The following is a 22,786-nucleotide window of genomic DNA, read 5'->3' as shown; positions in this document are numbered from 1 at the left end:
CTCCCTCCTTCTTTTTGATTTAAGATTAAATCTATTAATTTATAACCCTATTAAATACAAGGTATATCCTTTTTCCGTTCCATTTTTAGATACGACGAATTGTAATATTAAGTGCAACACCTAGCTGAAAACACAAAAAAAACCCATAACGACCTCGTGTAGAATAGAGTTACCACACCAAATTCAACGGAGGATTCGTTATGAGCTATGTTCATCTTACCACATCAGAAAGAGTCAAAATAGAAACTTATCTAGAGCTTGGATTTTCAATGCGAAAGATCGCTCAGCATCTCGGACGACAGCCGTCCACGATTTCACGTGAGCTCAAACGGAATCCTTCCTACAATGCGATCAACGCCGGACTGCGTTATGAGATGCAAAAAAAGAATTGTGGAGCACGCACGCTGTTCAGCACTTCGCTTGGCTCATGTATCCTTTCGAAACTGCGAGAGACATGGTCTCCCGAACAGATCGCCGGACGGCTCTTTCACGAACAGGGACCATCGTACAGTACAATCTATCGATGGATATATAAAGGATTCATCAAGAGCGATTTAGGCGTTTTACGACAAAAAGGAAAGCGCCAAAAGCCACGTGAGACAAGAGGTCGCTTCAACATCGGGCTTCCGATCAGTAAACGTCCGTCGGACGTCCGGGGTCGAGAAACGTTCGGGCATCGGGAGTTGGATACTGTCGTATCGGGACGAGGGCAGACAAAGGCGTGTGTTGCGACATTCATCGAACGTAAAAGTCGGTTCTATATCGTACTACCGATGGTCGATCGTTCTTCTCACTCGATGGAACATGCCATCCAAACACTTTACTCTTCTTTCCCATCGGGAACGTTTCAAACCATGACGACGGATCGCGGTAAGGAGTTCAGCTGTCACGAACGGATACAGGACTCTCTTGGTATCCCAATGTACTTTGCGGATCCCTATTCTTCATGGCAACGTGGCAGCAATGAGAATGCAAATGGTCTTCTCCGTGAGTTCTTCCCAAAGGGAACCAACTTCGGAATGATCAACAAGACAGAATTAGATTACGCACTTTCTAGAATCAACAATCGACCAAGAAAGTGTTTGGATTGGAAAACTGCATACGAGGTCTTTTCCGAAGAAGTGTTGCGCTTAATTTGACAAACCGTCATACAAAATAATTGGTTTCTTTTACTTCCTTTAAGTAATTTATGTGAATCATCTTCCTTTTCCATTCTTTTTTATGGTATATAATCCCTAAGGAACCATTTTCAACAATACCCTATACCACAATAAGATAATCTCTATTTATTAATAAATACCTTATTGTAAGTGTATTTCAATAAAAATTACTGAATGGTTTTGAATGGATACGCTCGTTTTTCTTGAGAAAACAGTGTTATCACATTTTCGTCGAATTATTAATGGAGGGTTGAAATGAGGATCACACAATATACCGATCATACGATTCGATTATTGCTTTATTTAGGAAGTAATCAAGAAGACTTTAAAAAGATAGAAGATATTGCAGATCACTATATTATTTCATCGAATCATTTACGAAAAGTGATGCGACACTTTCATCGCTGGGATATACGGAAACAAGACGGGGTCCTTTAGGGGCATTCGTTTAAGACGACGTCCACATGAAATCAACATCGGTCGACTTTTTCGAGAAATAGAACCTCTTCATTTAATTGAACAAATAGATAGCCCACTGTTTCCCTTTAGTAATATAAATGAACGCTGGAAATCAATGTTTGATCAAGCGTTAGATGCCTTTTTGAGAGAACTAGATAAATATACGCTGGCAGATCTTATAGATAATCCAGATGAACTCTTTACCCACCTTTCATTAAAATGATTCTTTTATTAATTACTATGTCAAGTTGTGAATTGTGATTTTTCCATGCGATTAAAAACCATTTTCTCCTTTCACTCCATTCACTCACTTTCATCTCTTCAATCAAAAATTAACTACTTAAGAGTCTTTAATCCATCATTAATTGCTCATGTTGTATTTCTCTCTTGCCTATTTGGAAGGCTTCAAGCACATTCAAATACCAACTGTTGATAAGAATATAGTGTATCATTGGCTAGGGAAGAGGAAATGAGGAGCTTTATATTGAAAACAGAACAGTTTCAATTGATTTGTATGCAAATTGCACTTGAAGAATTTACTATTGCTTATGATATATTACTTTATAAAGAAAGCATTACGCTTAAAAAATAAATAGCCCTCAATCTAATGCAGCAAATTCGTTCGGAATTTGATTTTTTTTGAATGGATAGTCGCAAAACACCTTTTATGAGTAACGTTTTTTGTTTATATGCACAATTGAAGATACTATCATTCTGAAAGTATGAACACAATTTTTTTAACCATGCCTTCTTAAAATGTTAAACTCATCTATTTATCAAGAGTTTTTTTGCCTTTATTTTATAACGCCATAACTTAGGTAGCTCAAAATCATGAAAGGTTCTTTAGGAGGAGAAATTATGTCTTTTTTATCCATTATTTTTGTTTTAATTGTTTCGTTAGAACACTTCTACATACTTGCTCTCGAAATGTTTTTCCTATCTTCTCAAGCAGCTAAACGTTCTTTTGGTCTCAGTGATGAAGCTGTAGCGTCAAAACAAATTCAAACACTTTTTGCTAATCAAGGACTGTATAACGGTTTCTTAGCAACCGGACTTTTATACGGACTGATTCGTGAAGATCAGGGAATTGTGATCTTTTTCTTATCTTGTGTTATTATTGCAGCTTTATATGGGTCTATTACCTCTAATCGATCTATTTTAATAAAACAAGGTTTACCAGCAATCATAGCTTTGTTACTTGTACTTTTGGTATCATGAAGAACAATTGATATTAATATTTTTAAAAAAGTATAAGTTAGACTGTGTAAAGTCTAACTTATACTTTTTTTAGTTTATTATCTTTAATAAAGATATTTATTTAACCTTTTAAAAATTAAAATATGAAACAATGAAAGAATTTTATTGAATTTTCTATGGTAATCTTTTGTATGGCATATGAATTTTTCTAAAAAAAAGCTATATTTTTTACATGTTTGGGTACAATTAGATAAGAACATTATCTATAAATACTTTGTTATTCTGTTCCATTTAAAATTGTCCAAAGGAATGGTTTTATGTCTCGAGACAAAGATAGTACAAAAAAATATTTTTATTTTTTACCTACACGAAAGAAAAATTTAAACTATTTTTCAATCGTCCATGACGAAAGCAAAGTGTCTGAAATTGGGAGCTTTATAGAAAAAGCAGCTGCTAATGGAGATATCATATCTATTGCAGCCATCGATTCTTATCGGATTCTATACTTTGATGCTTACATTGAAAATTTTGACTCTTTTCGGCATGAAGTTTATCTCATTAAATCAAATCTTGAATTAAAAGTACTCCCTTATAAAAATATATTGCATATCAAAATAAAAGAAATTTAAGCTTATTTCTCATATTCGTTTGTAAAATCTACTGTCCTCAATAATAAAAAGATTACGATGATCTCCAAGTTTGTGTATACTTTAGCTAAAAACATATAAATATAATATATGTTATATTCTACAGAAACATGAGGTTAATAATATGATATCTTCACCAGTTCATCCTTTATTAAGTGAATTAGATGAATATGAAAAGAGTTATTATAGACATCATCAAACTATGAACAGCTGGTCCATTCTCCAACTCTATAGACACCTTATTGATAAGAGCAATGAGTTTCTTGATTTTGCAGAGTAATGTGAGTTCGCCCCTCCTTTAGCTACGAAAGGACGAACACGATTCGGGAACTTAGTTTTCTTATATGGTGAAGTTCCATGGGTACGTATAAGGTTTCGAGATGATCTTGATATCGAATTAGAAAATAATTTAGATTATGCTATTCTTAAGGAGAGCGCAAGACAATTAGTTACACGTATCGACCAAGTTAAGACACACGCTCAAACAATAGATTCTTCAAGAAAAATTTATCAAGAAGAACTTGGTTGGTTAAATGTATCCGACTGGCTTGAATGGTTAGATATTCATTTACAGTATCATTTAAGAAAAAGATAGATATTTCATCAACCAGTATTCATTATGTATGAAATTAATAGATCTTCCTGTTTTTCCTGAGCATATAAACTTTTCTTCTTTTATAAAAAAGAGCATCCTTGTCGGACGCTCTTTTTTAATGGTTAAATATTTAATCCTTATTTTGAAAGATTTCTGTGTTTTCAATACGAATTGAATCTACGATACCGCAATCCATACAAAACGAAAATATTTTATGAGCACCTTGAAATGATCCTTTTGTTGGTTTTAGTGGAATGTAGTCTGTTGCTTCGTGAAATTTAGTACTTCCGCAGGATGAACAAATTTTATTTTCCATTTAGTTAACCTCCATTAAACATTATTAAGATAAGTATTTATTTATAATCTTTGTTTATCATTCGTATCGTTCTGACACTTACTTCTTTCATGATATTTGTCTTATATGCTTTTAACACTACGTTTTCTTTCCTATTACGTAACTTATAAGCAATTATCCCTTTATTTCGATCATAAGTTTCAGAATTAAAAAGTCGTTTTGAAGATGTTTTTATAGAAGTAGAGACGTCTTCAATATCTAAAGCTTTTCCTCCCTGTTCTACCTGAAAGCACTCTAACCAAGATATCATTTCATTTTGACTTTCCATCCTAAGATTTTTAATTTTAAATTTAATTAGTAGCAATGGCATCGTTTTATTCTCGATAGGATTAGGTGGAATCATTTCAATCGTTTTTATGTAGATACTAAATTTATTACTTATATATCGCCTACCATCAAAAAAGTCGTTCTGATCCATGTAAGAAAGATTTTTCATTTTTATTCGTTTTTCAGCTTTACTTGTCTCGTTTTCTGATTGGGTAAGACTCACACAAAAAATCACTAGAAAAAAAAGTGAAGTTATTGGTCTGACCAGTAGCATAGTATCACTCTTCCGCTTTTTCAATTAAGTTGATAAAGGTCGATTTTCTCTCACTCTCATTTTTATTTTAATGCAAAAAAGCGTTTTCTTTTTATATTCTACTTTATCTTATCTTTCTAGTATAAAATAATCAAATAATTGCATCATTATCAATATTATTGAACTCAATTTATTTCTTCAGAAGAATTACTTTATATCACCTGGAAATAGCCGATAATTAAAGAGAAGCTTTTTATTAGGAGGAAGCAGTTTGAATAGTGTAACTAAGTGGCCATTCCTAATTTTAATAGGAATCAGTGTCATGTTTTGGTATGGAAATATGGTCTATGAAGGGTCTGAGTGGATTCGTTTAACTTTTCTTAACACTATTCAACTTATAATTGGAATAGTGAGCACGTTTTGGATTTTACGCCTCTTAAGAAGTCTTAGTACTTCATTAAAGCTATTTTGGCTCTTCCTGAGTATGGGTACAGGACTCTCCTTTATCGGTACTTTAGTTTGGATCATTAACCTCACAATTACAAAACAGGCATTTGAAGCCCCTCCACTTTCATATTTTTTGTGGGCACTATGCTATATATGTTATTTTATTGCTTTATTATACAGACTAAGAAGAGCTTCTATTCAGTTTGCGAATATGACTTATTTTTTTAACACGATGATTTATATGATTGCTGCCATTTCAATCAGCTATTATTACTTGCTTTATCCTTTATATCGTATTGAAGAGCACTCATTAGGAAAAATTACATACACTGTTATTTTTCAAATTGCTGATTTGGGCATTTTATTTTTTATCATTACTCTCTTTTATCTAATTCAGTTTAATAAGAAAAATAAATCCCTGAATTATCTGATCATAGGCCTATTCCTACAAATATTAGGTGATATGCTGTTTGCTCAAATGATGATTAGTGAGAACTATCAAAGCGGAAAGGTTGTCGACTTCGTTTGGACGATTGCTTTACTATTTATAGGTTGTTCCGCATACTTCTATAAAGATGAATCAAAGCTTACGATTGAGCCTAGAACTGCCTTTTTCCCTACATTAAAAAAGGAGTTCCTCTTTCCTTATTTAAGTATTTTAGTTTTATCAATTTTAATGATGGAAAGTTACGATTGGTCACTAAATGCACTTAGCTTCGGATGGATCATGATTTTCCTATTGATCATTGTAAGGCAAGGAATCACGACCTCAAAAAATAATAGATTAGTTTTAAAACTTAATGAAATTGCTTATACGGACATGCTTACCAAGCTAGGAAACCGCGCGGCATTTTTTAAAGAAACACAATATGCAATGGACATGAGTCAACAAGATTTCACTTTTATACTTTTACAAGTAGAAAGAGTAAAAATGTTTAATGATGTTTTCGGTCATCAAACGGGTGAGAAACTTATTAAAGAGGTCTCCAATCGCTTAAAACATACCATTGATATGAATGTTAAATTATATCGTTTTAGTGAAGATGAATTTATGATCGTAACACCACATAAATCCATTGCAGATATTCTGTTATTAAACGAGTCTATTTTTAATGTATTACAGCCGACATTCAAAACATCTGATTTCGAACTGAACATCATTGGACATATTGGCATCACCCATTATCCGAAGCAAAGTATATCCTTGGAAAAAGTTCAACAACATACGGCTGAAGCGCTCTATCAAGCAAAACAGTATGGTAATTATTCTTTTGTTATTTACAACAATGAAATAGAATCAAACCTGCTACGTAAATTAGAAATGGAGTCTCACTTAAAGAACGCAATCAATAATAATCAGCTTTCCGTATATTATCAGCCTAAAATTGATCTCACCTCTGGATGTCTCGTCGGTATGGAAGCATTATTACGATGGGAACATCCAAAATTCGGATGGATTTCACCTGCTGAGTTCATTCCTTTAGCTGAAGAGACTGGATTAATCAATGAAATTGGAGAATGGGTATTATACACGGCTGCACAGCACAACAAACAGTTACAACGAATCGGATTTAAACCATTATTGGTTTCAGTGAACGTATCCGCTCTTCAGTTTCAAAACCCTCATTTTTGCAGCATGGTGGGAGAAGTCCTTGCAAAAACAAAATTAGATCCTGAATGGTTAGAATTAGAAATTACAGAAAGTATTGTTCAAAACATTAAAGAAAGCTTTAACATAATGCAACAAATAAAATCAATGGGTATAAAAATATCCATTGATGACTTTGGAACTGGTTATTCTTCTCTAAATGTTTTAGAACAACTTCCCATCGATACCTTAAAGATTGATAAATCTTTCATCGATCGAGTTTCATATAATAATCCTTCACCTATGGTAAAAACAATCATAGAACTGGCATTAAATCTGGAATTAAACGTTGTAGCGGAAGGCATTGAGACAGTGGAGCAAAAAGAAATCCTTTATAGAAATGGATGTATGATTGGTCAAGGCTATCTCTTCTCAAGACCTGTTGATTACTATACTTTTGTTGACTTCCTTACATCGTATGCACAGTCAAATGTCACTTCGTCCTGAATTAAGATGCATAAAGCAACCGATTGATATAATCGTTGCTCTATGCATTTTATAGTTTATATACCATTACTAATCATTGATTGTTGTCGATTTTCTAAATATTTTTACATCTGCTATGAATCATACACCTATTTTTAGAAGTCATAAATCATCTCTGTTCTTTTACATCTATACTAGTGAGATTAACGTTAAAAGGAGTACGAATGCGGTATGTTCAATAGAATCAATCTGCGTTACTTTATTCTCGTTTTGTATTTACTCGGTTATTATTGCTGGATTTTGTTATATCCAAACTCTCCTTATCAATCCATTGGAAGCAGTATCTGTTCAATCATTGGCCTCTTGATTGCTTTGTATTTTTTGATCCTTACTCTTTTGAAAACCATAAATAAAGAACGCACATTCTGGTCCATCATCACTCTAGGCACATTTTTTTATTTAGCAGCGGAAATTTTATGGATGATATCAGACACTATGTTCGGTAAAGAAGTAATTTTTATCAGTTGGTCGGATGTTTTTTATCTCTTACAAATCATCTGTATTCTCAGTGCATTATTTTATAAAATCATGCATCAAACCAAAATGATCATGCATTTATCTTTCATGTTCGATTTCCTTATTATTCTCATTATCGCAACGACATTTTCTTGGTACCTTTTAATTTCTCCGGTTCTTGCAAGTAGTGCAGCTACACCTTTAGCATTTATCATTTCCCTAGCTTATCCTATTGGTGACCTTGGGATGTTAATTGCAGCTGTCTTTTTAATGATGCATAGATCGTCTCGAACCCATACGTCCTCTATGATTGTGATTATCTTAGCCGTATGTATACAGGCAATTGCAGATTCAGCCTATCTCTATTTAATTTCTATCGATAATATCTCTTCAGGTAGTGTGGTTGATCCACTCTTTATCTTGAGTATAATCTTATTAAGTTTTGCAGGAAGAACGAAAACTTCTAAGTTCGTTATTAAACATTCTTCTATTCAACTGGAAAAACTAAACATCTTTCAAGTTTTAATTCCTTATAGCGGGATTTTATTTTTATTTACTTTCATGGTATTTCATTCCAATAGCTTTGACATTATTTCAGCGGGGTGTGGAATATCGATTTGTCTTGTACTCATTCGACAAATTGTGATTGTTCTAGAAAATCAAAAACTTGTCGATAAATATATTCATCAGGCTAATGCGCTAGAAGTAAGCGAAGAACGATACAAGTCGTTGTTCGAATATCATCCTCATCCAGTTTGTTCGATGGATTTAGAAGGGAACTTTGAAAGTGTAAACGAAGCATGTAGTCAGTTATTTAATCTTAGTTCTGATGAATTAGTCGGTCAAAATAGTTTAGCCTTTATTGAAAAAAAGTCGAAAACGATAATGCTTCAAGAACTCGAATTTGTCTTTAAGGGCTCCCCACGCAGCTATGAAGTCAAAATTCTTAACAGTGAAGGAGGAATCATCTGTATGAACCTCACAAACATCCCAATCATTGTACAAAACGAGATAGTCGGTATTTTTGCCATTGGAAAAGATGTTACAGAGGAAAAAACTATTGAACAACAAGTGAAATATCTCGCTTATCATGACCAATTGACAGGCTTGAGTAATCGATCTGCATTTGAAAATCATTTAACTTCTCTTATAGAAGGAACATTCAAACAATCAGATTTTAAGTTAGCGCTATTTTTCATCGATTTAAACGACTTTAAACATGTTAACGATACCCTTGGTCACGATATTGGAGACTTATTATTGCAGGCTGTAGGGGGACGTCTAAAATCTATAGAGAAACAGTTTGAAATGATTGCACGTCAAGGAGGAGATGAGTTTACTCTACTACTTAAAAATGTGCTGACACAAGAACAATTGAAACAACGAGCCGAGTTAATTCTTTCTGTTTTAAAAGCACCCTATTACATTAACGGCCAAACCATACTCTGTCCTCCAAGCATCGGTATATCATCCTCTCTCACTGACGCAACAACTGCTATGGAAATCATGAAACAGGCAGATATAGCTATGTATCAAGCGAAAAAGAATCGTTTAGGTGCTTATGTTTTATATAGCGACCTCCATCTAACATCTAAACAAAAGTAAATTTAATTTTTTTATTTTCCAAACACTATATTTTCAAAAAAATACCTTTTAATCCCTTTAATAAACATGTATACTTTAATCATGTAATACATGGGGGGGTTAAACGTTGCATTTTTTTTGAAAAAACGTGTTGTCTCTGAACGATATTGGATTCCTCAATCTGAGTGGCAACGAACATGTGCACGTCGTAACGTAAAAATGCAAACACGTCCTTATGAAACGTTTGTTGGATTAGCCTACAACAAAGAAGAACAACTTGTTCAGATTACCAAAAACACCTTAGCTTCAGCCTCTATTTTTTATGTAACTCTTTTGGAAGAACAATCGATCCATCCGAATATCTTGAACCAGCAGTCTTCCTTAAGTGTTCAGCAGGTTCATCCAGAATCTAAACTTATTGACAGCGTTTCAGAGTTCGAGCTATTGGATTTATATGTAAGAAAAGAAGGGATTGGCGAAAGGGGATTGTTGCTTGAAGCTTTAATTGACGACCTTCAATGCCAGTATAATAAATTTTCTATCCATGGAAGTTATAATCATATCTCGCATTCTGGATTGATCTCTTTAGAATGTTTTTCTCGCTATGGATTTAAATTGGAAAATGGACAATTAATCTACCAAAAAACATAAAAAACGTCTTTAGCCGTGTGCCCCACGAACAAAAGACGTTTTTTAATTAGTATTTTTCATTAAAGTTTATAGCTAGCTTTGCTTGGTTGGTAAAATGACTTGAATGATTGTACCTTTACCAAGTTCGGAACTTAACTCAATTTTCCCATTGTGTGCCTCGACAATTTCTTTACAGATGGCAAGACCTAAGCCTGTCCCCTCAATTTTAGGATATGAACTCGTGTGTGCTCGATAAAACTTATCAAAGACTTTTAATTGATCGTTTTCAGAAATCCCAATCCCCTCATCTCGGATTTGAATAACTATCATAGCCGCTTTCTGCTTCATCCAGATCTCTATAGACCCACCTTCTGGAGAATATTTTCTCGCATTATAGATCAAATTTGTGAATAACTGTGCCATTTTTTCTTGATCTGCTTCGACCTCCATTTTTTCCTGTTCGTTTATTTGAACATTCCATATGTGGAGTAAGTCCTCCTCACGCTGTACCGTTACTATGTTCTGAATGATTTCCACTAAATCTACCGTCTCTATCACAAATGATTGTTGATTTGATTCCATACGTTGTATGTCTAAGAAATTATCAACCAACAAAGATAATCTTTTTGTTTCAGAGTGTATCGTTTCCAAGTATTTCTTCTGACGATCCATATTGTACGATTTAGCTAATAGCAATTCTGTAAATCCATAAATCGATGAAAGTGGTGTTCGTAACTCATGCGAAACAGTTGAAATAAGTTCTGACTTCAGACGATCCACTTCCACTTCATGCGTGACATCTTTTAACACCAACATGATTCCTTTCAAAGATGCATGATAGCGAACTTCTTCTGCATAAATTGTTACTATTTTCGCTCCATCATTTAATGTGATTTGAATGTCTTCTTGTGGAATTGAATTTGAATAGACTTTATCAATGAATTTATTAAATTTTTCTTTTTGATCTACTCGTCGAACTAATAGTTCATTTTGAACGTCTAATGAGATGAGACCCCGGATATTTTGCTTTTCATTATTCTGTTGACTGTAATCAAATAAATTTAGCAGTGCATGATTAGCAAGTACTTTATTGTCTTCAAAATACATCATTGCCTCTCGAATTGAATGGATCAGAGTCGTTGTTTTTTCTTTCTCGACTTGCATCTCATCAAATACCCTCATGCGTAAGAGTGATAACGCAATTTGGCGAGCAAAGGACATCATATCTTCTAGTTCATCTGTTTCAAACGGCATTTTATAGCGACCAAGATAGATACAAGCCAATACTTCATCAGAACCAGCGTCTAATACAGGTACAGCTGATTCGTAGATATAGTACGGGTGTGGTAACGGGTGATCTAGTGCAATCTGTTTAGTAGAGTGCGTACTGCGTTTTAAAAGTTTAGCTCGCTCTAAGAGTGAACCAGGCATCGCTATCTTTCCAAGTGAGGTTTCTGTAATACCGAATGAAAAGATCTGCTCTAAATGTTCTCTGTCATAAAAAATGATTGCTCCAAATTCTGCATGTGTAATGGCTACTAGCTTTTCAATGATTGTTTCATAGGCTGTATATGTTTCTCGAGATGCCAAGGTTTCGGTCAGTTCATTTCGATACTTTAAATGTTGCTCATTTTGAAGTGTGATACTTAATGCTTCCTCGAGTTCTTCTTGCTGAGCCTGTAATTCTTCTTGTTGAGCGAGCAGTTCTTCACTTTGCATTTGTAATGCTTCGTTATTTAACTGCAAATGCTTTTTTTGTCCAATAATCGATGCTGACATTTGATTGAATGTTTTAGTGAGTTCTCCTACTTCATCCTGTTCATTTAGAACTGGTATTGGCTCCGTATCACTTCCTTGAGCCAGTCTATCTGTTTCTCGATTTAAACGTTTTAACTGTCGTGTAAGTCGTGTTGTAAAAGGTCGTACAAAGAGTAACGTCAATAGAATCAATATCCCAATATTAACTCCTCCAAGAACTTGAGATGCATTGACTAGGCTACCCAAACTTTTTTGAGCAGCCTTTTCTTGTTTATTTATTTCGTTTCGATAGGTTGTAAATGTTGTTTCCATATCTAAAATGTTTTCTCTCATGTCTAAAGAAGAACTATTACTATTGGACAATTGTTGATTGTCGTTGCTTGCAGCTGGAGTCAACTTCGACAATGTATTTTGTTGTAGGAAAGGCTCATCGATTTTTCCATCTTTTTTCTCTTTAACATAATTGATGACGCTCGGTATGACACGATTTGTATAGGACTCATAAAGGAATCGTGTATCCTTGGCATATTTCGCATCTACTTCAGTTGTCTTATTTAGTTTAAACCAATTTGTTTGTTCTTCGATATTTGCTTTTTCTTTATTGATTTCATTTAATACAGAAGTTTCACCATAAAGTGCGTAACCTCGAACGTCATATTGAAGCATTAACCACGACTCATGTAAGAGAGTAGCTTTCGTCCGGTGTTCACTTAAAGTATCTAATTGTTTCTGTGAATCAATCATTTGGTTTTTTGTATAAAAATAGATACAAAGGGTAGATAAAAGTAATGTTATAAATACGCTATAAAACGCAAACATGATTTGTCTTCCAATGGTTCGATTTAACCAAATTTTCATTTAAAGTTCCTTTCCGTTACTTACATTTATGAGATAAGTTTCTCATTAAAATAAATCTTGCCATCTATTTGTTTTGATTTTGGATAATTGTTATTCAATTATTTTCGAATGTTTATACCATTTGTACCTTTGAAAAAATTATAAGGAGGCGTAGACATGAAGCCATTCCAACTAAGTGTCATATATCTAAAAATCTGTACTATATTGATGATTACCAGATTGATTGGCATCGCCGGTTTTGGTGTTTCTTTATTACTTAATGGTTTAATGAACAAATTATTTTTTGAAAAACTAGGATATACTTTATTGATTCTTTATTACCTAGCACTGGTACCCTTTCTTTATTCTTTATTTCATGTGTTACGCATTCTCCGATTTATTTCTTTAGACATAATTCCGTTCATCCAAATTTATCAATCGATGCAATCGATCAAAACTTAGCTTTTTATAACAACAAATATAGGAATTCTTATGTTCCCTGTATTTTTTATATCGCACAAGCAGACAATGCAACCGGATTGATACTTATCAGTATTGCTCTGATAGTCATTCCACTAGCATTAGATGCTATCATTATTTGTTGTTAACATGTAATAAAAAAAATTAACTTTATTAAAGAATAAGTTAATAGAATTCTTTTATACCATTTTTAGAAGAAATAAATATAAAAAAGCTAAATAAATAAAAATATTTAAAATTAAATATTCAGAAAATTTAGTTTTATTGTATTATCTCATTAATTTTCGGGAATAAATAAATATTTATTTCATGTATATTTTTATTTTAACTCATTACGGAGGTGAAAGGATGAATAACATTTGGAACGGAACGTCGTTGAACTTGAACGGCATTCTCGGATCACTCGGCAACTTGCTTGGAGCGATCATCATTTTCTTGATTGGATGGCTCATTGCCAAGCTGATCGCGAACGGAGTTCAAAAAGCGTTAGAGAAGTCTGGGGTCGTCAACAAGTTATCACCTCAAAAAGAGGGTACGCCACCAAAGAAGAAAAAGTGGACACCTGAAAAAATCATCGGGACCGTCGTCTTCTGGGTTCTCATGGTCTTCGTTCTTATCTTGGTCTTCAACATCCTTGATCTGAACATCATTGCTGGACCACTTGCGGATACGATGAGTACATTACTCGCGGCAATCCCGAACATCTTGAAAGCAGCTCTCATTCTTCTCTTGGCGTACGTCATTGCGGTCGTTCTCCGCATGATCATCGTCAAAGCAGGAACGAAGTTGATGGCGAACGACAAAGTGCGTTCGAACAAGATGCTTCAAGGTCAGACGGATCTTTCAGCTTATCCAAAAGTAGCAGGGGAGATCGTCTTCTACCTCGTCTTGCTTCTGTTCCTACCGGGTGTACTCGGTGCGTTGAACATTGAGAGTGTCTCACAACCGTTCAGCCAATTGTTATCGTCATTCCTTGGATTCATTCCACGCTTGATTGCTGCGGCAGCCATCTTCTTCGTCGGCTTCCTCGTAGCGAAAATCGTCCGCGATATCGTGACGAATTTCCTTCATGCTGTTGGAACGGATAAATTCGCAGCTCGCTTCAACCTCGGGTCAACGGATCAAAAAGATGCGAAATCACTTTCGTCGATTCTCGGAACAGTCGTCTTCATCTTGATTCTGATTCCAATCACGATTTCAGCACTTGATCAATTGAACATTAAAGGAATCACAGGACCAGCGATTAACATGTTGAACGATGTCCTTGGTATGATTCCGAACATCATCGTTGGTGTCGTTCTAATTCTTGTCGGTCTTTACGTCGGACGTTTCGTTAAGAAATTCGTGACGGATCTCTTATCACGTCTTGGTTTCAACAACCTGACACGTCACTTGAAGATCGGTACGTGGGATGCGAACCAAGCTTCTACATCACCAGCTTCGATCGTTGGTGCACTCGTTGAGATCGTCATCGTCGTTCTCTTCGTCGTCGAAGCCTTCAACTTGATTGGTCTTGACTTCATGGTCGACCTCGGTCGTGCTGTCCTTGCGTTCTTACCAAGTGTCCTAACAGCGATCATTATTCTCGCAATCGGGATCATCGTCAGCAATCTCGTCAAACGTACGATGGACAGCTTGTTCGGCAACTCTGAACTAAAAGTCCTCTCAAGCGTTGCGAAGTATGTGATTCTTGCACTTGCTGTCTTCATGGCACTTGATCAATTGGGTGTTGCTGATACGATCGTCAACTCAGCCTTCATCTTGATCTTGGGAGCACTTGCGCTTGCGTTCGGTCTTGCCTTTGGTCTCGGTGGACGTGATAATGCATCGCGTTACCTCGATCGTCTGCAAAAGAAAGCAGAGAACACGGAAGTTGACACATCGAACCTTCCAAGTAAGTCAGCATCGACTTCTTCATCACCGAGCTTGAAAGATGCAGCAAAAGGTGCAGCTTCACAAGCAGCAGATGATGTCACACCAGACCGTGCACCACGCTCAGCGCGCTCTTCTTCAACAGATGAGACGACACAGGGTACACCAAAAGGTGCATTGCCAGAAAACGATTTAGCACAGCAAGATGATTACCCGATCGACCCGAATGATCATAAAAGTCCTAACTTTGATCGTCCAAAGGATTCACGTAGACCCAACGACCCACCACCTGATTTCAATCAATTTTAAACAAAAAATACAGCAAATGATCAATTCGAAAAGGACATTATTTACTAATGTCCTTTTACTTACGATAGAGAGGTGAACAACATTGAAACTCATCAAAGGAGATCAACTTACAAGTCACCTAGAGAAACATATTTTTATACAGTGCTTTGTTTTTGAAAATATCATCACTACAGCGAATGCGGCGAAAGTTAAGATATACTTCAACGAACCAATTTCACACTATTCAACGAGCCCTAAACAATTAGAATCTGCTCGAATTTTTGTTGGTGAAGTTCATTACCATCTAAGTCTTCCGACGCTTGAGAAGCGTTTTTATCTCGAGTTCTCAAATGGAAGCAAGCATCAAATCGTATTAGCTGCTCATGAGCCAATAGACGAAGTAATTGCCCTACTTCAGTATTTCTTTATGAATTATTCAAGGTAATTTAAAAAGCGAGAAGTAGTCCTTAGACTACTTCTCGCTTTTATGGGAGTTTGATTATATCGATGCTCATTTGCTGACACGGTACAAATAAGTCATCAAGTTTAATCAAATGAAATAACATTACTTATATATTCCCAGAGAGTTAATAATTAAACCTTTTAAAGACAATTTTATTAGTTAAATCTTGATATAGTTAATCGAGTTTACAACAGTATTTCAAAATAATTGAAATAATGATAAAATATTATACACTAGATAATTTTTATACTTAGAATAATGGAGGAACATAATGAAAATTGATACACTAAGTGCAACGAATTCTTACAAAGAGAATATACACCTTTTAGAATTCGTTCATGAGATTGAATTCTATGACCATCATTTACATAAAAAAGAGTTGCAGTACCCTTCTTTAATGAAACATTTACAACGACAAGCGAACCTATTAACGATTCAAGCATTAAATAATTTGACTTCTATACATTTAGCGGAAGAACGTATGATTCAACTGGTAAGAAACACGTATAGTCCTTTTCATATACAAGAACGTGAGCTCGCTGGCCATCGTGATGCCCTCTCTTATATACATGATCATCACATCGACTATTCAGTTTATGATTTTCGCATCGTGTATATTATTCATAAGGAAATAAATCAGCATTTGACTACAGACCAACTCAATGAAAAAACAAGTTTATTTCCCGAGAACCCTTTACTTCCCCACTCCATCACGTCGACTAGTCAATGTCTTTCTACAGCTGACCTTCAAAAGTTATTTTTTGAATTTCAATCATCAATTGAAGTCCAAAAAATGCATCCTTTAATTGCAATTCCGTTATTACTCCATAAATTCTTTAAACAAATAAGAGGTCATTATGATGCATTAAGACTCATGAGGCTGTTGAATATCTACTTACTTCACCAATTTGATTATCGAATCCAATGTTACTTTTCACTCGATCGACAATTTAATGAATCCTACAACAGTTTTCATGACAGCTTTCTACAAAGATTTAAAGATCAAGATGCCGATGCCATCTTACCGTTACATCAATGGACTCAATTCTACTTAGAAACTGTTCTAACAGCTTACAAAGAAATAGGCGGCTTTATCAATGCTTATAAAAACCGTTCCATTTCCGAAATCAAGATGGAGCAAATTTTTACGTTTATAACTTCTCAATCGGAACCCTTCACAAAACAACAGTTGCTAGAACATCATCCTGAGGCAGGTAAACAGCTTGTCGAAAAAATGTTGCGTATTTTGCGAAATAAAGGTCAGATACGATGTATCGGAAAAGGAAAGAACATAAAATGGGAATGGATATCAGAAAAAAAGAACACAATAATGTCATAATTCTTACTTTCTGCTTCGTTTGTTCATTCAACTATCTTAAACAATGAGTTGTGGTTGACTCATAAGAACTTCCTCTTTTCTCCACAGCAATGATGGGTAATCAAATCATCTGTTTTTGATAGAATCAATGTTCGACATCCTAAACAAGAAAACAATTTGATCTTAGCAGTTTTTGTAGTCAAACCATTTCTTTTTAATTCGTTTTCAAAAATGAATTTAGATTGATAAGCAGAAACTGAATAAGAATACATTTTCAAATCCTCCTTATAGATTGCTAGAAATAATGCTTGTTGTCGTTTTTTCTTCTATCGTATTAAACTAAGAATAGTATAGTTTAGTATATACCCGAATTTATAGATGTATAAATAGTTACATATGTGATTGAAAATACTATTTACTTTTTCATCATCCAGTCCGATATATGAACTATACTCTCGTTACCAATTTATTTAGGAGGTTGAGCATGAGCGGGAAAAAACACTCCATTCGCACTCGATTATTGTTGATTATCGGACTAATCTTTACTTTATTTTTTATTATAAGTAGTGCATCACTTTACTTTAATACTAAACAGACTGCATTATCTACCTTAAAAGCTACAGCTGAAAAAGATGCGTTACGTATTGCAAATACAATTAGTTTAGAGAAATATGAATCCTTTCTAAATGAACTAACGCCATCAGCAAAGTACGACCAATTGCGTGAACAATTAAATACCCTTCGCAAGGAAAATGGCTTAATGTATGCGTACACAGCACGAGTAGAAAATAATAAAGTTCATCTTTTAGTAGATGGATTACCTGCAAAGGACGCTGTAAAAATCGATTCCCCTGCGACTGGAGCAAAAGCAAAAGACATGAAAGATGTTTTAAAAGGACAAACTTTTGCGACTGATGTCATTCAAGATCCTGATTATGGCGAGTACATCAGTGTGTATGTACCTTTGAAAAGTTCTTCGGGTCAAGTCATTGGTATTTTAGGAACAGATATTGCTGCAAAAGAAGTCACTGAATTAACGACTTCTTTGTTAAAACAAAACCTTCCTCTCTTTATTGGCTTATTATTGTTGTTACTTCTTGGAACGCTTACCTTGTTATATATTGTTCTTGGACGAAAGTTAAGACCGCTCGAAACATTGCAATCAGTCGCAGACCTAATTGCTAAAGGACATCTTAAACAAGCAAAACAAACATTAACGGATTTGACTATTCCTTCAAAAGATGAAATTTATGCGTTAGCAATCTCCATTCGTGACATGAATGAGATGCTACGAGTAATGATTGCTGATATTAAACAAACATCAAATCTTGTCACGACGACCAGTCATTCAATCGATCACAGCACGACAGAAGTATTAGATGGTTCTACACAAATTGCGCGTACAATGGGAGAGATCGCAATCGGTACAGAGAACCAGACCCATGTCACACTGTCTTTAAATGAAGAAATGCAAAGTTTTTCTTCGCTGATTCAAACTGCCTCCGAATCTGGTCGGACCATTCAAGAGACAACCATAGATATGGCTTCGTTAACAAAAATTGGACGTGACCAAATGCAACAGTCAGTAGAAAGAATGAATCACATTCATCAACAAGTCATTCAATCTGCAGATCAGGTCGAGCAGTTGAAACAACAATCTTCTGATATTCAAGCTTTAGTCGGAATCATTCGTGGTATTTCGGAACAAACCAATCTTCTTGCGCTTAACGCAGCTATTGAAGCCGCTCGAGCTGGTGAACAAGGTAAAGGATTTGCTGTAGTCGCTACAGAGGTGAAAAATCTGTCGAGTCATGTTGCTAGTAGTGTAAGTGAAATCGCCTCAATCGTTACCTCAATCGAGACGAGTGCCGCTCAAATGCAACAGAGTTTCTCTACTACAGTGCAAGCAACGGAGAGTGGTAAGCAAATTGTTCTTGAAACGGATAAGACATTTGAGAATCTATCTACTCAGGTTACAGACGTCTCTACGTCAACCAGACATATGACTGAGAAAATGAATCATGTTTTAGCTTCTGAGCAAAAAATCCGAATGGCGCTTGAGGAGATAGCTGCAGTTGCAGAAGAACACACAGCAAGTAATGAAGAAGTGGCAGCTGCATCGGAGCAGATGATTGCTACCATCACTACATTGCACGATTTAGTAGAAAACTTGAATGAGCGAACGAATCATTTGGAATCAGAATCGAAAAAATTTGATATTTAAGTTTTTCTATACGGAAAGGTGACCTTTAAAATTTAAAGCACCTTTCCGTTTCTTTTAATTTATTTTTAAGATAAACTCTATGAACCATTAAAGTTTTTTTTAAAACACTCGTAAGTAATAAATAATAGAAGGGATTTATCGTAATATGACTGAACAGCTAAATTCTTTTTCTTCACTTTCTCCTGCTATTCAGAAAGAAAAAATGGTCCGTTTAATTCAAGGACTTCAGCAAATTCATACTACGCCAATAAAGGCAAGCCATTACATCACTCTTACGGAATTCCTTCCATACCCACCATATGAAGAAGTCCTTCAACTTTACGGAACGTGGAAGAATTTTTTAATTGAAAATGGCGTGATAAAAGCATCTGCTAAGCCACAAAAAACATCAATTAGTCGTACCCCAAAAGAAAAGCCCATATTGATTCAGAACAAATTATCAATAGAAGAAAGCTTACACTTATGTTCTAAAAAAATCGGTCCTTCATTTACTGTACGTCAGTATACTGAATTGAGAAAAAAATACCCTTCTATGATGAGTGCTAGTAACATTACACATCATCACGGGAGCTGGAAACTAGCTTTAACTTACCATGGATATCTTTCAGGTGAGGCCCAATCGAAAAAAAATTGTCTGAAAGCCCTGGAGTCTGCCCAAATAGATTTTAATACGTGTAACCTCACCATAACGCAATATCGAAAATGGCTAAAAAATAATGTAGGACCATCTGTTCCAATGATCAAGCTAAGATTTGGGAATTGGAAAAATGCGCTATCATTTCTCACTGACTAATTTTTCGTCACTTTTGAACGATAGAATTGTCTAGAAGAAGGGTATACACGGTAATATGTCATATTTATTTGATCATCCGTTCGCTGATTCGTACCTTAAGTTTTTAGGCAGATGAATCGGTCACATGGGAGGAGGTATATCCTTTGGATAAGATTACTTTCGTCGTTCATTTGGTTTTACTATTTATTTTAAACGTGTGTTATTTAAATGAAGCATTGCACATCGGTTCTGTACTTATTTTGATTCTTTTATCTATCATCGAGGCTGTTATTCTTCAATTACTACTGAAACCACTCTTATCAAATCGGTCTATTTTTCGTGCTGCCACACAAAACCAAAGAGAAAAAACTGAACTTTCTCAGTAAGATTAACTCAGCATTAGATAAAGCAACAGATAGAAACCTATGGAGAAACATATACTTCTTAAAAGTATATGTTTCTCCATTTCTTTTGCTTCCAACACGAGAATCTCTTAGATTGCTTTAGTTGTAGATGAATACTTAAAAGGTAGAGGAAAAATTACTAACTGCAATGATTTTTGGAACGACTCCTCTTTAATAATGTAATGTGGCTTTTTTTATTTACATTCGTCTATCAAGTGACTAGTGTTGACAAAAGACTTTACACTCGCTTCACTATCTGAAAATTTTTACTTCAGAGGATAATCTAAACAATTGATAACATATACCGATATTACTGTCTGTATGGAAAAAACTCAGGAGGACTTGTATGCAAAACAAACGTACGCATTCTTTAAGAAACAGACTATCCCTTATTATCGGTATGATTCTTCTTTTATTTTTCTTGTTCAGTAACGTCGCCCTCTATTTCAACACCACACAAACGGCACTGTCTACTCTCAAAAAGACAGCTATTCAAGATCTCCAAAGGATCTCAAAACAAATTGATCCCACAACCTATGAGCGTTTTCTCGCTCAGCCTGAAGAAGGAACAGATTATGAGAAGCTTCGTTCTCAGTTAGATGATCTGCGTCTGCAAAATGGTCTTCTATATACTTATACCGCACTCGTAGAAGATGATCACGTAAAGCTCATGGTAGATGGTAGCTCTTCGGAGAGCGCCAGTGACATCGGAGAACCTTCAACCGGCGCTTCTTACAAAGACGTAAAAGACGTTCTTTCAGGTAAGACACACGCTACTGATATCATCGAAGACAAGACATACGGTAAATATATCAGTGTTTTTGTTCCGATTAAATCCACTGACGGCAGCGTTATTGGTATTTTAGGTGGGGATATTTCAGCAGATGAGGTCCATGAACTCACGATGGCTCTCGCTAAACAAAACTTCCCGCTCTTCTTTTTAGGCCTCATCCTCTTCCTTGGCATCACATTGATTTACTTACGGTGGATTCTTATGCGCAAGCTTGATCCAATTCGTACGCTCCAAGAGGTCGCTCAATTCATTGCAGCAGGTGATTTAAAAAATGCGGATCTTCGATTACGAGATTTGAAGGTGAGCGCAAACGATGAGATCCACTCCCTTGCAGTATCGATGCAAGACATGAACGACATGTTGAGTAAGATGATTGGCGAAATCAAAAAAACTTCTACAGTGATCACTCAAACTAGTAAAACCATCGATTCCAGTTCACAGGAAGTACTCGACGGATCGTCGCAAATCGCGCATACGATGACAGAGATTGCTGTAGGAACTGAGAGCCAGACTCACGTGACTCATTCTCTCAACGAAGAGATGAATGCGTTCGCAGGTTTGATTCAGAGTACGGATGAAGTCAGCACGAATATTAATAACGCTACGATCGAGATGAATGAATTGACACAAGAGGGTCGCGCTCACATGCATCAGTCTGTCGAGCGAATGAACGTCATCCATTCTCACGTCCAACGTTCAACGAATCAAGTGCAAGAGCTCAATCGACAATCAGAAGAAATCCAAGGTCTCATTTCTATCATTCGTGATATCTCTGAACAAACCAATCTCCTGGCACTGAATGCTGCGATCGAAGCAGCTCGTGCCGGCGAGCAAGGGAAAGGATTTGCCGTCGTCGCTTCTGAAGTGAAGAATCTCTCCATGCACGTTGCAGAAAACGTCAGTCAAATCTCCTCTATTGTAAACAATGTCCTCATCAGTACTCGATCGATGGAAAAAAGTTTTACTGAGACAGTCAGTGAGACAGAGGCCGGTAAGCAATCCATCCTTGATACGGATCAATCTTTTAGTCGATTGACAGAACACGTCGATGTCGTGTCCCAGTCTTCACAACATATGGCGCGTCAAATGCAGAACGTCCTTCAATCAGAAAATCGCATTCGTCACGCGTTAAGCGAGATTGCATCCGTCGCCGAGGAACATACTGCAGGAAACGAAGAAGTCGCTGCAGCATCAGAACAGATGATTGGTACGGTCACCGCTTTGCATGACTTAGTTGTCACTTTAAACGAAACGACAGAGGTTTTAGAAAAAGGGACAAATCGCTTTAAGATTTAAGGGTAATATCTTTCACCAAAAAACATCCCCTTTGTAGAATTGCTCTACAAAGGGGATGTTTTGTTTTGACTTCATGGCCGTTTAACTCGACGCGTAT

At 35.6% G+C, this 22,786-nt stretch carries 16 protein-coding genes; 13 read left to right on the top strand and 3 right to left on the bottom strand.

Features of this window, described 5'->3' with window-relative positions; all coding sequences use genetic code 11:
• The first annotated feature begins 200 nt into the window (after positions 1-200).
• The 4 genes from ADM98_RS01050 to ADM98_RS01035 all read left to right on the top strand — a co-directional run bounded on the left by ADM98_RS01050 (position 201) and on the right by ADM98_RS01035 (position 3,445).
• Entirely contained in the window at positions 201-1,139 is a 939-nt protein-coding gene (locus tag ADM98_RS01050; protein WP_053451868.1) for an IS30 family transposase, read from the top strand.
• 421 nt (positions 1,140-1,560) lie between these two features.
• Positions 1,561-1,842: an Rrf2 family transcriptional regulator gene (locus ADM98_RS17710; protein WP_442855410.1), complete on the top strand. Its 282-nt coding sequence runs from the start codon at positions 1,561-1,563 to the stop codon at positions 1,840-1,842.
• Positions 1,843-2,477: 635 nt separating this feature from the next.
• Entirely contained in the window at positions 2,478-2,837 is a 360-nt protein-coding gene (locus ADM98_RS01040) for a DUF1304 domain-containing protein (RefSeq protein ID WP_053451866.1), read from the top strand.
• 296 nt (positions 2,838-3,133) lie between these two features.
• Positions 3,134-3,445 (top strand): YolD-like family protein, encoded by a 312-nt coding sequence (locus tag ADM98_RS01035; RefSeq protein ID WP_053451865.1) that lies wholly within the window; start codon positions 3,134-3,136, stop codon positions 3,443-3,445.
• A gap of 743 nt (positions 3,446-4,188) precedes the next feature.
• Here ADM98_RS01035 and ADM98_RS01030 read toward each other — a convergent pair.
• Positions 4,189-4,374 (bottom strand): hypothetical protein, encoded by a 186-nt coding sequence (locus tag ADM98_RS01030; protein ID WP_053451864.1) that lies wholly within the window; start codon positions 4,372-4,374, stop codon positions 4,189-4,191.
• A gap of 37 nt (positions 4,375-4,411) precedes the next feature.
• Entirely contained in the window at positions 4,412-4,831 is a 420-nt protein-coding gene (locus ADM98_RS01025; protein ID WP_143404498.1) for a hypothetical protein, read from the bottom strand.
• 373 nt (positions 4,832-5,204) lie between these two features.
• Here ADM98_RS01025 and ADM98_RS01020 point away from each other — a divergent pair, with 373 nt between their 5' ends.
• The 3 genes from ADM98_RS01020 (at position 5,205) to ADM98_RS01010 (ending at position 10,205) form a co-directional block, all read left to right on the top strand.
• Positions 5,205-7,475 (top strand): putative bifunctional diguanylate cyclase/phosphodiesterase, encoded by a 2,271-nt coding sequence (locus tag ADM98_RS01020; protein WP_053451862.1) that lies wholly within the window; start codon positions 5,205-5,207, stop codon positions 7,473-7,475.
• A gap of 210 nt (positions 7,476-7,685) precedes the next feature.
• Positions 7,686-9,575 (top strand): diguanylate cyclase domain-containing protein, encoded by a 1,890-nt coding sequence (locus tag ADM98_RS01015; protein ID WP_053451861.1) that lies wholly within the window; start codon positions 7,686-7,688, stop codon positions 9,573-9,575.
• 117 nt (positions 9,576-9,692) lie between these two features.
• Positions 9,693-10,205, top strand: coding sequence for a hypothetical protein (locus ADM98_RS01010; RefSeq protein WP_053451860.1), 513 nt, complete (start codon positions 9,693-9,695; stop codon positions 10,203-10,205).
• A gap of 72 nt (positions 10,206-10,277) precedes the next feature.
• On the opposite strand, the gene ADM98_RS01005 is transcribed toward ADM98_RS01010, so the two are convergent.
• A complete protein-coding gene (locus tag ADM98_RS01005) occupies positions 10,278-12,800 on the bottom strand; it encodes an ATP-binding protein (protein WP_053451859.1) in 2,523 nt (840 codons plus the stop codon).
• An 807-nt stretch (positions 12,801-13,607) separates the two neighbouring features.
• On the opposite strand from ADM98_RS01005, the gene ADM98_RS00995 reads away from it, so the two are divergent.
• The 6 genes from ADM98_RS00995 (at position 13,608) to ADM98_RS00960 (ending at position 22,689) form a co-directional block, all read left to right on the top strand.
• Positions 13,608-15,440, top strand: a complete 1,833-nt coding sequence (locus ADM98_RS00995) for a mechanosensitive ion channel (RefSeq protein ID WP_053451857.1) — start codon at positions 13,608-13,610, stop codon at positions 15,438-15,440.
• A gap of 82 nt (positions 15,441-15,522) precedes the next feature.
• The gene (locus ADM98_RS00990; RefSeq protein WP_053451856.1) at positions 15,523-15,864 is read left to right on the top strand and encodes a hypothetical protein; all 342 of its coding nucleotides are present in this window, start codon (positions 15,523-15,525) and stop codon (positions 15,862-15,864) included.
• A 289-nt stretch (positions 15,865-16,153) separates the two neighbouring features.
• Positions 16,154-17,221, top strand: coding sequence for a hypothetical protein (locus tag ADM98_RS00985; protein ID WP_053451855.1), 1,068 nt, complete (start codon positions 16,154-16,156; stop codon positions 17,219-17,221).
• A gap of 463 nt (positions 17,222-17,684) precedes the next feature.
• Positions 17,685-19,424 carry a methyl-accepting chemotaxis protein gene (locus tag ADM98_RS00975; RefSeq protein ID WP_053451853.1) on the top strand — a complete coding sequence of 580 codons (1,740 nt, stop codon included), beginning with the start codon at positions 17,685-17,687 and terminating at the stop codon, positions 19,422-19,424.
• A 145-nt stretch (positions 19,425-19,569) separates the two neighbouring features.
• On the top strand, positions 19,570-20,217 hold the full coding sequence (locus tag ADM98_RS00970) for a hypothetical protein (RefSeq protein ID WP_053451852.1): 648 nt from the start codon (positions 19,570-19,572) through the stop codon (positions 20,215-20,217).
• 729 nt (positions 20,218-20,946) lie between these two features.
• Positions 20,947-22,689, top strand: a complete 1,743-nt coding sequence (locus ADM98_RS00960; protein ID WP_053451850.1) for a methyl-accepting chemotaxis protein — start codon at positions 20,947-20,949, stop codon at positions 22,687-22,689.
• The last annotated feature ends 97 nt before the right edge of the window (positions 22,690-22,786 follow it).

This window comes from Exiguobacterium sp. BMC-KP, from assembly GCF_001275385.1.
Taxonomy (GTDB): Bacteria; Bacillota; Bacilli; order Exiguobacteriales; family Exiguobacteriaceae; genus Exiguobacterium_A.
Note: the sequence above shows the minus strand (reverse complement) of the source record. Positions and strands in the feature narration are given on the sequence as shown.

Excerpts from the sequence above, each read along its gene's own strand:
- ADM98_RS01040 (WP_053451866.1), top strand. The coding sequence starts at position 2,478 with ATGTCTTTTTTATCCATTATTTTTGTTTTAATTGTTTCGTTAGAACAC.
- ADM98_RS00960 (WP_053451850.1), top strand. The coding sequence starts at position 20,947 with ATGCAAAACAAACGTACGCATTCTTTAAGAAACAGACTATCCCTTATT.
- ADM98_RS01035 (WP_053451865.1), top strand. The coding sequence starts at position 3,134 with ATGTCTCGAGACAAAGATAGTACAAAAAAATATTTTTATTTTTTACCT.
- ADM98_RS01015 (WP_053451861.1), top strand. The coding sequence starts at position 7,686 with ATGTTCAATAGAATCAATCTGCGTTACTTTATTCTCGTTTTGTATTTA.
- ADM98_RS01005 (WP_053451859.1), bottom strand. The coding sequence starts at position 12,800 with ATGAAAATTTGGTTAAATCGAACCATTGGAAGACAAATCATGTTTGCG.
- ADM98_RS00975 (WP_053451853.1), top strand. The coding sequence starts at position 17,685 with ATGAGCGGGAAAAAACACTCCATTCGCACTCGATTATTGTTGATTATC.
- ADM98_RS01030 (WP_053451864.1), bottom strand. The coding sequence starts at position 4,374 with ATGGAAAATAAAATTTGTTCATCCTGCGGAAGTACTAAATTTCACGAA.
- ADM98_RS00970 (WP_053451852.1), top strand. The coding sequence starts at position 19,570 with ATGACTGAACAGCTAAATTCTTTTTCTTCACTTTCTCCTGCTATTCAG.
- ADM98_RS00985 (WP_053451855.1), top strand. The coding sequence starts at position 16,154 with ATGAAAATTGATACACTAAGTGCAACGAATTCTTACAAAGAGAATATA.
- ADM98_RS01025 (WP_143404498.1), bottom strand. The coding sequence starts at position 4,831 with ATGGATCAGAACGACTTTTTTGATGGTAGGCGATATATAAGTAATAAA.
- ADM98_RS00995 (WP_053451857.1), top strand. The coding sequence starts at position 13,608 with ATGAATAACATTTGGAACGGAACGTCGTTGAACTTGAACGGCATTCTC.
- ADM98_RS01050 (WP_053451868.1), top strand. The coding sequence starts at position 201 with ATGAGCTATGTTCATCTTACCACATCAGAAAGAGTCAAAATAGAAACT.